10 protein-coding genes are annotated in these 14,749 nt (G+C 38.6%); 5 read left to right on the forward strand and 5 right to left on the reverse strand.

Features of this window, described 5'->3' with window-relative positions; genetic code table 11:
• Positions 1-113: 113 nt before the first annotated feature.
• From J3U57_RS11920 to parE, 5 genes are all read right to left on the reverse strand, one after another.
• On the reverse strand, positions 114-1,676 hold the full coding sequence (locus tag J3U57_RS11920; RefSeq protein ID WP_416379618.1) for a TerC family protein: 1,563 nt from the start codon (positions 1,674-1,676) through the stop codon (positions 114-116).
• 787 nt (positions 1,677-2,463) lie between these two features.
• Entirely contained in the window at positions 2,464-3,909 is a 1,446-nt protein-coding gene (locus J3U57_RS11925) for a TrkH family potassium uptake protein (RefSeq protein WP_267334564.1), read from the reverse strand.
• Between the two features lie 14 nt (positions 3,910-3,923).
• Entirely contained in the window at positions 3,924-4,778 is an 855-nt protein-coding gene (gene djlA, locus J3U57_RS11930; RefSeq protein WP_267334530.1) for a co-chaperone DjlA, read from the reverse strand.
• Between the two features lies 1 nt (position 4,779).
• Positions 4,780-7,008 (reverse strand): DNA topoisomerase IV subunit A, encoded by a 2,229-nt coding sequence (gene parC / locus J3U57_RS11935; RefSeq protein WP_267344868.1) that lies wholly within the window; start codon positions 7,006-7,008, stop codon positions 4,780-4,782.
• Between the two features lie 27 nt (positions 7,009-7,035).
• Positions 7,036-8,925, reverse strand: a complete 1,890-nt coding sequence (gene parE, locus J3U57_RS11940) for a DNA topoisomerase IV subunit B (protein ID WP_267344869.1) — start codon at positions 8,923-8,925, stop codon at positions 7,036-7,038.
• Positions 8,926-9,159: 234 nt separating this feature from the next.
• Here parE and J3U57_RS11945 point away from each other — a divergent pair, with 234 nt between their 5' ends.
• From J3U57_RS11945 to ubiA, 5 genes are all read left to right on the forward strand, one after another.
• A complete protein-coding gene (locus tag J3U57_RS11945) occupies positions 9,160-11,610 on the forward strand; it encodes a DMSO/selenate family reductase complex A subunit (protein WP_267344870.1) in 2,451 nt (816 codons plus the stop codon).
• Between the two features lie 20 nt (positions 11,611-11,630).
• Positions 11,631-12,245, forward strand: a complete 615-nt coding sequence (locus J3U57_RS11950; RefSeq protein ID WP_416379621.1) for a DMSO/selenate family reductase complex B subunit — start codon at positions 11,631-11,633, stop codon at positions 12,243-12,245.
• Position 12,246: 1 nt separating this feature from the next.
• On the forward strand, positions 12,247-13,086 hold the full coding sequence (locus J3U57_RS11955) for a dimethyl sulfoxide reductase anchor subunit family protein (RefSeq protein WP_267344871.1): 840 nt from the start codon (positions 12,247-12,249) through the stop codon (positions 13,084-13,086).
• 68 nt (positions 13,087-13,154) lie between these two features.
• On the forward strand, positions 13,155-13,721 hold the full coding sequence (locus J3U57_RS11960) for a molecular chaperone TorD family protein (protein ID WP_267334541.1): 567 nt from the start codon (positions 13,155-13,157) through the stop codon (positions 13,719-13,721).
• Positions 13,722-13,842: 121 nt separating this feature from the next.
• A complete protein-coding gene (ubiA, locus tag J3U57_RS11965) occupies positions 13,843-14,682 on the forward strand; it encodes a 4-hydroxybenzoate octaprenyltransferase (RefSeq protein ID WP_267334543.1) in 840 nt (279 codons plus the stop codon).
• Positions 14,683-14,749 lie beyond the last annotated feature (67 nt).

Genomic DNA, 14,749 nt, shown 5'->3' on the forward strand with positions numbered 1-14,749 from the left:
GTAGGGGACCAAACCATTTGTGATTGGTTCGATAGGTAACAAGTGCACTTTCATGAGGAGTTAACTTAGTTTTAGCCCACTTAGGTGGGCTAACTCATTTTATGCTAATTGTGTTATGCCGGTTTGTTCAGTGTAATTTTGACTTTAAGAATACGGTGACTTTCTACCTCGGCAATTTCAAATTGATAATCGCCAATTTGGATGGTATCGCCAACATTAAGCAAATGCTGCGCTTTTTCCATTAAAAGTCCCGCTAATGTATGATATTCTCTTTTATCATCAATAGGGATTGGGACAAATCGGATCAATTCTTCAACAGGAATATAACCATTGGCTATCCAACTATTATCCTCTAAGCATTGAATATCATGTTTGGCGTCGATTTCCTCTTCTTCGGTTGGAAAGTCCCCCGCGATGGTTTCAATAATATCTGTGACAGTCACAACACCTTGCATTGAACCAAATTCATCAACTACAAAGGCAAAATGGGTTTTAGCTTTTTTAAATTGCTCTAACGCAACTAATAACGAGACTGTTTCTGGAAAAATCAGCGGTTGTTTTATTAGTGCATTAATATCAATCGGCTCTTTGTTTTGTAGCACATCTTTTAAAAGATCATTAACCTGAATAATACCTAATGGTTCATCAATTGAAGCTGTATCAGTCACCACTAATCGAGAATGTGGATTATCGAAAATTTCTTTTAAAATAACTTCACGATTTTCATTAATGTTGATCATATCAACATTTAATCTCGAGGTCATAATACTGCTTACCGAACGCTGTGCAAGTCCGAGTACTCGTTCAACCATACTCAGTTCTTGATGATTAAATACTGATACTTTTTTATTGGCATCAGATACAACATCAACGGTATGCGTGTCTGGATCTTCTTCGGCATCGCCTTTAAGTAAATGTAATATGGCTTCGGCAGTGCGTTCACGTAATGGTTTTTTGTTTAACGCTTTACGGCGATTAAAGATCGCTAATTGATTGAAAAATTCAATCATAATCGAGAAGCCAATTGCGGCGTATAAGTAACCTTTAGGTATTGCAAAACCAAACCCTTCAGCAACTAAACTAAACCCAATCATCAATAGAAAACTTAAACAGAGGATAACGATTGTTGGATGTGAATTAACAAAATTGGCAAGCGGTTTACTGGCGACCATCATGATTCCAATTGCTATACATACTGCAATTATCATGACTGGAATATGTTCTACCATCCCAACAGCAGTAATCACCGAATCGAGCGAAAATACCGCATCAAGTACGACAATTTGTGCAACAACGGTCCAAAAATGAGATGTTTTTTTCGGTTTGCCATCTTCCTGTGAAGCACCTTCAAGTCGTTCATTGAGCTCCATGGTGGCTTTAAATAGTAAAAATATCCCTCCAATTAACATAATTAATTGGCGTGCATTAAAACTTATTCCTGAGATTGAAAATAATGGCGTTGTAAGGGTGACTAACCAGCCGGCAAACATTAGTAAAATAATGCGTGTAATTAATGCAAAAGCAAGTCCCGTGACGCGTGCTTTATCTCGTTGTTGGGGAGGAAGTTTCTCGGCAAGAATGGCAATGAAAACAATGTTATCAATACCAAGGACGATTTCAAGTACAACCAGAGTAGATAAACCAATCCAGATTGTAGGATCCATGATCCATTCCATATGTCAGGTGATTACCTCTAATAAATACAGCACATGCTGCCTAGTAATTCTGTCTGTAATTGACTAAATAATCAATAAAATATTTATAATTTTTGTCAAAATTTAGTGGTTTTGTGATTAAGAGTGGGGCGGTTTTTTACTTTAATGTAGGTGTTTCTTTGAAGTTTTGAACGAGATTGGGTGATTTTGGGGTAGGGTGAGGTTTTTGGTTCAGTGATTTTTTTATAACGATAATGGGGTCTGAGTAAAGAGGGGAGTGTTAGGGGATTTCGCAAAAAATCCCCTAACTCGGACGTGTTCACTAAAAAAGAAAAATCAGCAAAACGACTAACTTCCGAAACCCAAACCAAACAAAAAAATCTAAGGAAAATCGGGGTTTTAGTATAGAACTCTAAATCTCGAAAATTCTGCATCAATAAGCTAAGACGCTTATTAAAGCTCATATCCGCGTAATTACAACGTGCCGACAACTGAGCGCGGTTAGCATGCCAAACAGGGATGTTTGGCAAGGCGCTGTTTTGTCAGGAACAAATCAGCGGCGGTGCGTAAGACCGCACGAAGGCGGAGGGAAGTCGCAGACCACTTTGTCCTTGTGCTGCGAGGGGTTGTTAGGGGATTTCGCAAAAAATCCCCTAACTCGGACGTGTTTACAGATAAGAAAAATCAGCAAAACGACTAACGTCCGAAACTCAAACCAAACAAAAAAATCTCTTTTAAGAAATTAAGAAATTTAAAAAACAAATTTGATGGATAAGTAGAAATGATTCCTGACAAAAATCACCAATCCTTAGCTGCGCCAGAACGTTGGCGTAAATAATACTAACAAGGTGAAGATTTCTAATCGGCCAAATAACATATCGACAACCATTACCCATTTAACTAAATCACTAACAGTTGCAAAGTTATCGCTAACACTACCTAACCCAACACCTAAGTTATTTAGGGATGAGGAGACAATGTAAAAAGAATCAGTTGCATCAACGCCTGTGCCCATAATTATAAATAGACTGATTAAAAAGACTAATGCATAGGCAGAAAAGAATCCCCAAACCGCTTCGATGATACGTTCGGGTACGACGCGGTTATTGAGTTTTAAGGTATAAATTGCGTTAGGGTGAATTAAACGCTTTAATTCACGCGATCCTTGCATAAAAAGTAACAATACACGCACTACCTTTAATCCACCACCGGTAGAACCAGCGCAGCCACCGATAAATGATGCAGAGAGTAAGAAAATAGGTAATGAAGACGGCCAAGTATTAATATCATCAACCGTAAAGCCAACGGTTGCGGCTATTGAGACTACTTGTAATATAATTTTATCAATACTTAGATGGCGTTGTGGTTGATAGACATAAATAACAAAAGCACAGATAATAATTAAAATTATAAGAATAAAAAGGAAGGTTCTAAACTCTTGATCTCGCCAATAAACACTGATAGAAAACCCATTTAGTGCCGCAAAATGTAGTGCAAAATTACAACCCGATAAAATTAGAAAAATGGTCACAATATAATTAATGGCCGGGCTATTAAAATAAGCTAGATTATTATCATGAGTTGAAAATCCGCCCATCGAAATCGTCGAGAAACTGTGTGAAATGGCATCAAATACATTCATGCCAGCAAGCCATAAGCAAACAGCACATAAGGTGGTGAGCAAAATGTAAATTGACCACAGTGTTTTTGCTGTTTCGGCAATACGTGGTCGCATTTTACTATCTTTTTGTGGGCCAGGAATTTCGGCCCGATAAAGCTGCATGCCCCCAACCCCTAATAATGGTAAAATGGCTACGGCTAATACGATGATACCCATCCCGCCGAGCCATTGTAGCAACTGACGGTAAAAAAGTAGTGCTTTAGGTAGATGGTCAAGATGCACAATAGTGGTTGCGCCCGTTGTGGTCAAGCTAGAAAACGATTCAAAAAAAGCTGTGGTTAAGTTAAGGTTGATATGGTTGTCAAAAATAAAGGGAAAAGCGCCGATAGTCCCTAATACTAACCAAAATAGTACAACAATAAAAAAACCTTCACGCGTAGTAAGTTCATGGCGATGATTTCGATTAGGAAGCCATAAAACACAACCTAAAACTAATGATGCGAAAAATGAACGGACAAAAATCGCTCCCGCACCATCACGATAAATCAACGCGACTAATGCTGGTAAAAGCATAAATATCGATAATAAGGCTATTAACAATCCAACGATTCTGATAATTGAACGCCAATGCATCATAATGATAGTCTCTACTTAAATCCTCGGGATGCTTTAATAAGATCATAAGCGGCTTGAATTTCTTGCGCACGTTTTTTAGCCGCTTCTAACATCTCTTTCGGTAAACCTTTTGATACTAGTTTATCTGGATGATGCTCATTCATTAATTTACGATAAGCGCGTTTAATTTCTGAGATCTCAGCTGTTGGCTCAACGCCCAAAATTTTGTAAGCATTTTGCAAATCTGATTGAGTCGAGCGACCTTGGTAACCACCATAATTATTGTTCTGATTATATTGACTATGTTGGTTGTACTGATTTTGAGAATAACTATAACTATTTTGACCAAAATGATAGCTCGCCATCATCATTTTGATATACGCTGCCATTTGCTGACGAGGTATATTGAATTCATCTGCTACAATAAAAAGAATGTCTAACTCTTTATCATCCAATTGACCGTCAACCAGCGCGGCTTGAATGAGTTGTTCACAAAAAATATTTAACACATTACGTCGGTAACGATATTGTGCATAGAGTTCAGCCAAACGTGAACGTAGTGGGTAATCACTAGCTTTACCGCGATTGAATGATTCTTGAGCTAACTGGCGGCTGTTATTATCAAGTTGTAATCTATCCATAAATTGGCGAGCTAGATTGATATCATCTTGGGTCACCACACCTTTAGCTTTACTTAAATGTCCCAATACTTCAAAAACAACGGTTAAATAGAGCGTTGGATTTGCTTGGGTTCGTTGATTGGTTAATTTATTGCAAAATGCTTGATAAAGCATTGGGCCAATAAAAAGACCCAGTATAAAACCCCAACTTGTTTTTAAGACAATGCTTAACACAAAGCCTGTAATAATCGCCCAAATAAAAGACATATTATTCGTTCACCTCAATTCGATCTATTTTTTGTAGCCCGCGAGGTAAAGCACTACCTTTACGCGCGCGTTCTGCGGTAAATTTTTGTAAATCAGCAGGATAAAGCGTTAGTTTGCGTTTACCAACATGTAAGGTTATTGATGTTGTTGGTGTGATTAACATCATATACGCTAAACTATCATCACTACCGGCAAGTGAAATAATTTTATTACCTTTACCTTTGGCTAATTCGGGTAAGTCTTTAACAGGAAAAATTAGCATGCGTCCTGCTTTTGTGATGGATAACAGTAAGCTTGCTTCATCAGTAATTTCAATAGGTGGTAATACCTGAGCCTGATTAGATAAATTAATGATAGCTTTACCATTACGATTGCGCGCAACTAAATCACTAAATTGACAAATAAAACCATAACCTGCACTTGATGCTAGTAATAATTTTTGATTTTCATTAGCTGACATAAGGACATGTTCAACTATTGCCCCAGCAGGGAGAGCCAATTTTCCGGTAAGCGGTTCGCCTTGACCTCGAGCAGATGGTAATGTATTGGGTTCAATGGCGTAGCTGCGACCAGTAGAATCAATAAAGACAACCGGTTGATTACTTTTACCTTTGGCTGCCGCTTTGAAGCTGTCTCCCGCTTTATAACTTAGCCCAACGGGATCGATATCATGACCTTTTGCCGCTCTTACCCAGCCCATTTCGGACAGCACAATAGTAACGGGTTCGGACGGTGTTAATTCTTGTTCGGTAATCGCTTTCGCTTCGCTACGTTCAACAATTGGCGAACGGCGATCGTCGCCATACTTTTCAGCATCTTGCTGTAACTCTTTTTTGATTAAATTACTGAGTTTTCTTGGTGAGTCAAGTAGAGCTTGTAGTTGATCGCGTTCTTTAGCTAGATCAGCTTGTTCGCCTTTGATGCGCATCTCTTCTAATTTTGCTAAATGACGCAGTTTTAACTCTAAAATCGCTTCTGCTTGTGTTTCACTTAAGGCAAATCGTTTAATCAATTCTTCTTTTGGATCGTCTTCATGCCGAATAATTTCAATAACTTCATCAATATTTAAAAAAGCTATTAATAAACCATCTAAGATATGAAGGCGTTTTAAAACCTTGTCTAAACGATAGTTTAAACGTCTGGTTACGGTATTACGGCGATACTCTAGCCATTCAGTAAGAATTTCAACTAAGCCTTTCACTGCTGGGCGGTTATCAAGCCCAATCATGTTCATATTAACACGATAACTTTTTTCCAGATCGGTTGTCGCAAATAGATGATTCATCACTTGTTCTAAATCAACGCGATTGGAGCGCGGTACAATCACTAGACGCGTTGGATTTTCATGATCTGACTCATCACGTAAATCTTCAATTAACGGCAGTTTTTTTGCTCGCATTTGTGCGGCGATTTGTTCTAATATTTTTGCACCTGAAACTTGGTGTGGTAGATCAGTAATAACAATATCACCGTCCTCTTTTTTCCAAACGGCACGCATGCGAATTGATCCGCGTCCAGTTTGATAAATCTTTGCAATATCTTCTGGCGCAGTAATAATCTCGGCTTCTGTTGGAAAGTCAGGGCCTTGTATGTGAGCCATCACTTCACTAAGTGTTGCTTTTGGGTTATCTGCTAACATAATAGCAGCATTTGCTACTTCACGAATATTATGTGGTGGAATATCAGTTGCCATACCAACAGCAATGCCGGTTGTACCATTCAATAAAATATTGGGTAATCTAGCTGGTAACATTTTAGGTTCTTGTAAGGTGCCATCGAAGTTTGGCGTATAATCAACAGTGCCTTGCCCTAATTCGCCTAATAATAATTCTGCATATTTTGATAGACGAGATTCGGTATAACGCATAGCTGCAAATGATTTAGGATCATCTGGAGCTCCCCAGTTTCCTTGACCATCTACTAATGGGTAACGGTAAGAGAATGGTTGTGCCATTAACACCATTGCTTCATAACAGGCCCTATCACCATGAGGATGGTATTTACCTAACACGTCACCTACAGTACGAGCTGATTTTTTAAATTTAGCCTGAGCATTAAGCCCTAATTCTGACATGGCATAAACAATACGGCGTTGCACAGGTTTTAAACCGTCACCAATAAACGGTAGTGCACGATCCATAATGACATACATTGAGTAGTTTAAATATGCGCTCTCTGTAAAAGTACGTAGCGACTGAACTTCTACTCCGTCATGAGTTATCTCACTCATTATTGTTCCTCTAAATTATTCTGTATATTAGACATCAAGTTCAACTTGGTCACCTTTTTCTTGTAACCATTCTCGGCGATCTTCTGCTCGTTTCTTAGCCAGCAGCATATCCATTAATGCCATGGTTTCCTCTGCATTATCTAGTGATAACTGAACTAATCTACGAGTATTAGGATCCATCGTTGTTTCACGGAGTTGTAATGGATTCATTTCGCCTAAACCTTTAAAACGTTGTACATTCGGTTTACCCTTTTTACGTTTAAGCTGATCTAAAATCCCTTCTTTTTCTTCTTCATCAAGGGCATAATGCACTTCTTTACCCAAATCAATACGATAAAGCGGAGGCATAGCAACAAAGATATGCCCATGTTCAACCATCGCCCGAAAATGACGAACAAATAACGCACAAAACAAAGTGGCAATATGTAATCCATCTGAGTCTGCATCAGCTAAAATACAGATTTTACCGTAGCGCAATTGACTTAAATCATCACTGTCAGGATCAATACCAATAGCGACCGAGATATCATGGATTTCTTGAGAGCCAAGCACTTCATCTGATGAGACTTCCCAAGTATTTAATATTTTACCTTTTAACGGCATTATCGCTTGATACTCACGATCGCGAGCCTGTTTTGCTGAACCGCCCGCAGAATCCCCTTCCACTAAAAAGAGTTCGGTTCGGCTTAAGTCTTGTGACGAGCAGTCCGCTAATTTGCCTGGAAGGGCTGGACCACTGGTCAGCTTTTTACGGATAACTTTTTTTGATGCTCGTAGGCGTTTTTGCGCACTTGAAATGACCATTTCAGCCAGTAATTCAGCGACTTGTACATGCTGATTTAACCAAAGGCTAAAGGCATCTTTAACAATCGCTGAAACAAACGCCGCACTTTGTCGTGATGACAACCGCTCTTTGGTTTGACCGGCAAACTGGGGCTCTTGCATTTTGACCGACAGTACATAAGCGCAGCGTTCCCAAATATCATCGGCTGTGAGTTTTATTCCTCGCGGTAATAAATTGCGGAATTCACAAAATTCACGCATCGCATCGAGCAGACCTTGGCGTAAACCATTTACATGGGTACCGCCTTGTACCGTTGGAATTAAGTTAACGTAACTTTCTGTTAACAGTTCACCGCCTTCAGGCATCCAAAGTAGTGCCCATTCAACTGCTTCGGTTTCACCATTATGGCTACCAGTAAAGGGTTCTTCTGGTAAAAGCGTGTAACCACTAACTGATTCCATTAGGTAATCTTTTAAACCGTCTTGATAGCACCAGCGTTGTTCGGTATTGTTGATCTTATCTTTAAAAATGATTTCAAGACCGGGGCAAAGTACAGCTTTGGCCTTCAATAGGTGCGTTAAACGTGGGACTGAAAATCTTGGTGAGTCGAAATATTTTTCGTCAGGCCAAAAATGAACTTTGGTTCCCGTATTACGACGACCACATGTACCAATAACATGTAAATCTTCAACTTTATTGCCATTTTCAAACGCGATTTGATACACTTGCCCATCACGGTTAACGGTAACTTCTACACGCTTTGATAAAGCATTAACTACCGAAATACCTACCCCATGTAAACCACCAGAAAATTGGTAATTTTTATTAGAGAATTTTCCCCCTGCATGTAAGCGGCACAGTAATAGTTCAATCGCCGGAACGCCTTCTTCTGGGTGAATATCAACCGGCATTCCTCGTCCATCATCAATCACTTCTAAAGAGTTATCTTCATAAAGTGTGACTTTAACTTGTTTGGCATGCCCCGCTATTGCTTCATCAACACTGTTATCAATGACCTCTTGCCCTAAATGGTTTGGGCGAGTAGTATCCGTGTACATCCCTGGTCGGTGACGGACAGGATCAAGTCCTTTTAGGACTTCTATATCAACGGCATTATATGTGGATTGTGACATAATTTTTCTATTTATCCGGATAAATGGGAGTATTATACCAATCTTTCATTAAGATGTATGAAATTAAATTTATGCTTACTTGAAAATAGGTTTTTTAAAGCTGCGTTATTTGATAATAATTCTTATTATATTAATTTATTTGAAGTTAATTAGTTATTTTTCTATTTCTCAGTTTTTTTATTGTACTTTTAGTATTATGATAGATAAATCCCACACAAAAATTAAGGGAATAAGATGAGCAAGTCAGAAAACAAGATTACTCGGCGTGATTTTTTGCAAAAATCGCTCGCTGTCGGGAGCGTTACTGCGCTCGCAAATAGTTTTCAATTACCATTTGCCTATGCCGAACCTAATCCGACAACTCAAAATAGTCTAGCACCAAATCCTACTAATGATGAGAAGATTTTTTATAGTGCTTGTTTAGTTAATTGTGGTAGCCGATGTCCATTAAAAGTCCATGTAAAAAATGATATTATTACTAAAATTTCGTCGGAAGACGGTATTGACGAACCTGCCTTTGGATTGCATCAAATTCGTCCTTGCTTGCGAGGTCGGGCTGTTCGTTGGCGAACCTACGATCCTGAGCGTTTAAAATATCCCATGCTCCGTATTGGTAAACGAGGTGAAGGTAAATTTAAACGCATTTCATGGGACGAAGCCATTAATCTTCTTGCAGATAAGCTTAAATATACCATCAACCAATATGGTAATGAGGCTATCTATTATCAATATGGCACAGGCACGACGGGCGCCAATCTTTCTGGGCGTAATGTCTGTAAGCGATTTTTAAGCAGTATTGGCGGCTTTCTTAATTATCATGGTGATTACTCAAGTGGGCAGATAACCGCCATTCAACCTTATATTTATGGTAATGCTAAAGATTCATTATTGGATCAAATAAAGCATTCTGATGTAGTTGTGATGTTTGGTCATAATGTTGCCGAAACGCGAATGTCGGGCGGTGGGCAAGTTACAGAGCTGTTTAATGCATTAGCGCAAAGCAACGCTCGAGTAATTATTATCGATCCAAGGCGTAGTGAAAGTGTGGTTGGTTATAATGCGGAGTGGATCCCGATTATTCCCGGTACTGATGCCGCGTTAGTCGCTGCAATTATTTATGCACTATTAGAGGAAGATAAAATTGATGAGGCAATGCTTAATCGATATTGTGTGGGTTGGAATGCTGACACTTTGCCTGATTCTGCACCGCCTTTTAGTGATTATAAATCGTATATTTTAGGTTTGGGGGATGATAGAACCGCTAAAACCCCTGAATGGGCAGCGAAAAAGACCGGTATTCCAGCTGCAAAAATTCGGCAACTGGCGCTTGATATTATCAATGCTAAAGCAGCTTGGATCTCTCAAGGTTGGGGGGCTCAACGCTGGCAAAATGGCGAGCATACAGCTCGTGCAATTATGTTATTACCAATTATTACGGGTCAATTTGGTAAACGTGGTACTAATATTGGAACATGGGGAGGGAGTGTGACTTATCCTGTTCCAGGTTTAAACCTTTTAAATCCGATTAAAACCAGTATTCCTTTCTTTTTATGGACGAAAGCTATTGCAGATCCAGATAGCATGACAGCTAAAAATGCCTACATACTGGGTAAAGATAAACTCGATGTAGGTATCAAATTCTTATGGAGTTATGCCAGTAACGTTATTGGCAATCAGCATGCTGATCTCAATCAAACCCATCAAATTTTACAAGATGAATCAAAATGTGAATTCATTTTAGTGTGGGATACCCATATGACTGCATCGGCACGATATGCTGATTTATTGCTACCGGATGTATCATCGGTTGAAAGCAATGATCTTATTAATAATTCTTATGCAACGGGTGCTTATCACTATTTTATTCGAATGCAGCGGGCTATTAAGCCATTATGGGAAAATCGCCCTGCATATGAGGTTTTGACTGAATTGGCTGAAAAAATGGGTGTTAAAGAGAAATTTACGCAAGGGCGAACTCAAGATGAGTGGATAGCTTATAGCTATGAAAGAATGCGCAAGCAAAATCCTGATTTACCCTCCTTTGCTGACACTGATGGGATGGGCGTGATTGACCGTAAATTAGCTGATAGTGATGCACAAATCGCGTTAAAAGATTTTCGAGACGATCCGATTAATCAGCCATTAAATACGCCGTCCGGTAAAATCGAAATCTATTCCGAAGCATTAGCTAAGATAGCCGGTGAATGGGAGTTTGATGAGCAGGATATGCTTTACCCCATTCCAGCTTATCTACCCGCTATTGAGGGGAGTGAAGATATAGCAATGCGGCAAAAATATCCGTTACAAATGATAGGATTTCATATTAAAGGCCATTGTCACTCTAGTTATAGTAATTTACCTCAATTACGCGAAGCTGTAGCAAGCAGTATATGGATTAATCCACTAGATGCAGAGCAACGGCAAATTAAGCACGGTCAACTTGTAGAAGTTTTCAATGATCGAGGACGACTTTATATTCCCGCTAAAGTTACACCAAGAATATTACCTGGCGTGATTGCTATTCCGCAAGGATTATGGGCTAAAACTAATGCAGCCGGCATTGATATTGGTGGTTGTGTGAATCGCTTAACTTCTATGCGGCCTTCAGTTCTGGCTAAATCTAATCCACAGCACACCAATTTGGTTGAGATTAAACCATTGTCGGTGATGTCATCGACATCATAGGTAATAGGGGGATGAGCAAAATGCAATTTGGATTTTATATTAACTCGGCCAAATGTACTGGTTGTAAAACTTGCCAATTAAGTTGTAAAGATGAAAAAGATAATGCGCTCGGTGTTCATTATCGCCGCGTATATGAATATGGCGGTGGTTCATGGCAGCAAGTTGATGGTATTTGGCAAAATGATACTTTTACCTATTATTTATCCATCTCATGTAATCATTGTGAGCAACCAACTTGCGTGCAAGGTTGCCCAACCGGTGCGATGCATAAACGCAAGGAAGATGGTTTAGTTGTGGTTAATCAAGATGTGTGCATAGGGTGCCGCTATTGTGAAATGCGCTGTCCATATGGGGCGCCTCAGTATGATCACCAAAAACGGGTGATGTCAAAATGTGATGGTTGTTATGAGCGCGTGGCTGAGGGGCTAAAACCAGTCTGTGTAGAGTCTTGTCCACAACGTGCATTAGATTTTGACCAAATCGATAAATTACGTGAGCGCTATGGTGAAGAACGTAATATTGCACCATTACCTGATGCTCAGTTAACAAAACCTAATATCGTGATTAAACCACATGCTCAAGCTAAAGCATCGGGTGATACATTGGGTAAAATACTCAATCCAGAGGAGGTGTAATATGCATGAATTACCGCTAGTATTTTTTACGGTGTTTGGGCAACTATCCGCTGGCATGGTGTTTTTAAGTAGCTTATATTATCTGGTTAATCATACAAAAGATAAAATATCTATTATTCAAAAAATTAATGTTGTCAGCCTGATTTTTATGGCGATAGGCATGATCATTGCTTCTTTCCACTTAGGGCATCCTTTACGCGCATTAAATGTGATTTTTGGGATTGGTCGCTCGCCGATGAGTAACGAAATTTTTACCTTTGGCATATTATTTGGTGTCACCTTTGCTTCAGTAGTATTAAATTATTTTTCGTGTTATCCAACTGACGATAAGTTCAAATTCTTTAGAGTTATTTGCTGGAAGGTAAATAAGATTCCTTATGTCAATGGCTTACTATCAGCCGTTTTGATTTTATTGAGCTTAGTGTTTGTTTGGACCATTGTTTTAACCTATATGTTACCAACAGTTAAAACATGGGATACGTATTATACTGCCTTGCAAATGTATACCGCTATGTTTGCTTTAGGTGGGATTGCAAGCGCTATGTTAGGTTTAAAACGGTTGGGTAGCGTTGTTTTTTTGATGGCTGGATTGTTAATCGTATTGTTAAAAATACCTTATGCTAATTTAATGGCAACTATTACGCCAGAACTCACCGCTCAGCAAAGTGGTTGGATGATTGGTGAATGTGCTTTAATCTTAGTTGCTTTGTTGTTAGTGATTATCAATATTTGGCGAGCAAACTATGCAATGATCTTATCGATTATCGCTTTTACTTGTGTTTTTGTTGCTGAAATTTGTGGGCGCATTGTATTTTATAATTTATGGGTAATTCCATTATAATAAGTAACAAACAGTTTTACTCATCAAGATGAAAAAATCGTCTAATGATAATTAAGGGATAGAATAACTTGGATAAGTTAGCATGCGCAACGGTGGCAAAAGTGTTAGGTGCTTTTTTTTATTATTCGCCAAATAGCCAGATTGTACAGCCACTAATTAATCCTTTATTACATATTGATAAACTTATTGATTGGCAAAATCCATCATTAATTAGTCAGCAATGCCAAACATTAATGACAGAGATAAGTAATACAGATCTTGATTATCAATTTTCGTTGTTATTTGAAGGGCAGGGTGATATGCCTGCGCCCCCTTGGGGATCCGTTTATTTAGATCAAGAACAGTTATTAATGGGCGAATCACAAGAGCGTTATCGTCAGTTTTTACAGCAACACGGGATAACTCTTAATACCGGTATGAATGAGCCGGAAGATCAGTTTGGATTAATGTTAATGGCATTTGCGTTATTACTCGAAAAAAATCAAATATCAATTGCCAAGCAATTAATTAATGAACATTTACTGACCTGGTCATCAAACTATTTAGAATGCTTGAAAAATAATGACATTAGCCAATTTTATCAATCGTTAGCCGTCATTGCTCAGCAATATTTGTTAATGCTATCGACGTTATAGTAGGCTTTGAATTCCTTTTAACTTTTTACTTTGCTTAAGTTTTATAGACGTTGTCGCAACTTTGCAGCTTTTAAGGGAAACGGTATAATCCTGCTATTACTTTTCAGATAAACCCCAAATTATGTTAGCTTATTTACAACTGATGCGGTTAGACCGACCAATTGGTACCTTATTATTACTATGGCCCACGCTTTGGGCAATTTGGCTGACTGGTCAGCCTTATACTTATACCTCATTAGTGTTTGTTTTAGGGGTAATTGTTATGCGTGCGGCTGGCTGTGTGGTAAATGATTATGCCGATCGTAACTTTGATGCACATGTCGAACGAACCCAAAATCGCCCATTGGCACGGGGTGCATTAACTGCTAAAAATGCATTATGGACACTAGTGTTACTTTTAGCAATAGCACTTGGTTTATTGCTAACTTTAAACAAATTGACTTGGTTAATTGCCTGTTTTGCTTTATTAACCGCCATGATTTACCCTTTCATGAAGCGTTATACTCATCTTCCTCAAGTTATTTTGGGGCTAGCATTTAGTTGGAGCATTCCAATGGTGTACGCGGCAACCATTGAGCAATTTCCATTAACTTGCTGGTTACTTTGTTTAGCGAATATTAGCTGGACGGTCGCTTATGATACTGAGTATGCTATGGTCGATCGAAATGATGATATAAAAATTGGTATTAAATCAACGGCAATTCTATTTGGTTGTTATGACAAATTAATGATTGGTGTGTTACAAATGATCGCCATAATCTGTTTATTGATTGTTGGGTTAATCAATCATTTATCGTTTATATACTATAGCGCGTTAGCATTAGCCTCGATGTTATTTATTTATCAACAAACATTAATCAAGCAACGCCAACGCAATAACTGTTTTAAAGCATTTATGAATAATAATTCTGTAGGGTTGTTGGTTTTTGTCGGGATTTTTTGCAGTGAGTGGTTTGTTTGATTTTTATCCATAAATATGGATATTCCCATAAACTTCTGGTCGGGAATTGTTTTTATTTATCAATCAA

The organism is Gilliamella sp. B3464 (assembly GCF_026536145.1).
Lineage (GTDB): Bacteria > Pseudomonadota > Gammaproteobacteria > Enterobacterales > Orbaceae > Gilliamella.

Excerpts from the sequence above, each read along its gene's own strand:
- J3U57_RS11950 (WP_416379621.1), top strand. The coding sequence starts at position 11,631 with ATGCAATTTGGATTTTATATTAACTCGGCCAAATGTACTGGTTGTAAA.
- parE (WP_267344869.1), bottom strand. The coding sequence starts at position 8,925 with ATGTCACAATCCACATATAATGCCGTTGATATAGAAGTCCTAAAAGGA.
- parC (WP_267344868.1), bottom strand. The coding sequence starts at position 7,008 with ATGAGTGAGATAACTCATGACGGAGTAGAAGTTCAGTCGCTACGTACT.
- J3U57_RS11955 (WP_267344871.1), top strand. The coding sequence starts at position 12,247 with ATGCATGAATTACCGCTAGTATTTTTTACGGTGTTTGGGCAACTATCC.
- J3U57_RS11945 (WP_267344870.1), top strand. The coding sequence starts at position 9,160 with ATGAGCAAGTCAGAAAACAAGATTACTCGGCGTGATTTTTTGCAAAAA.
- J3U57_RS11920 (WP_416379618.1), bottom strand. The coding sequence starts at position 1,676 with ATGGAATGGATCATGGATCCTACAATCTGGATTGGTTTATCTACTCTG.
- ubiA (WP_267334543.1), top strand. The coding sequence starts at position 13,843 with ATGTTAGCTTATTTACAACTGATGCGGTTAGACCGACCAATTGGTACC.
- J3U57_RS11925 (WP_267334564.1), bottom strand. The coding sequence starts at position 3,909 with ATGCATTGGCGTTCAATTATCAGAATCGTTGGATTGTTAATAGCCTTA.
- djlA (WP_267334530.1), bottom strand. The coding sequence starts at position 4,778 with ATGTCTTTTATTTGGGCGATTATTACAGGCTTTGTGTTAAGCATTGTC.